Genomic DNA, 323 nt, shown 5'->3' on the forward strand with positions numbered 1-323 from the left:
TCAGCATCTAACAACCAGAACTCAGCATCTGTATCAGCTAGCGCGAGCCACTCTGCGTCAGTATCAGCAAGCCAAAGCGCTTCAGCATCAGTAAGCTCAAGCCAATCAGCATCAAGCTCAGCAAGAGCAAGCCAAAGTGCTTCAGCAAGTGCAAGTGTAAGTGCATCAGTAAGTGCAAGCATCAGTGCAAGCCAATCAGCATCTGTATCAGCTAGCCAATCAGCTTCAGTATCAGCAAGTCAAAGTACTTCAGCATCAGTAAGCGCCAGCCAAAGTGCTTCAGCTTCAGCATCTAACAACCAGAACTCAGCTTCTATCTCAGC

The 323-nt window shown here is 48.0% G+C and carries 1 protein-coding gene; it reads left to right on the plus strand.

What is annotated here, in order from left to right; translation table 11 throughout:
• Positions 1–323: hypothetical protein (locus tag B7705_RS00170; RefSeq protein ID WP_193431894.1), on the plus strand; the 323-nt coding region annotated here is incomplete at both ends.

This window comes from Streptococcus oralis subsp. dentisani, assembly GCF_002096685.1.
Classification (GTDB): domain Bacteria; phylum Bacillota; class Bacilli; order Lactobacillales; family Streptococcaceae; genus Streptococcus; species Streptococcus oralis_AD.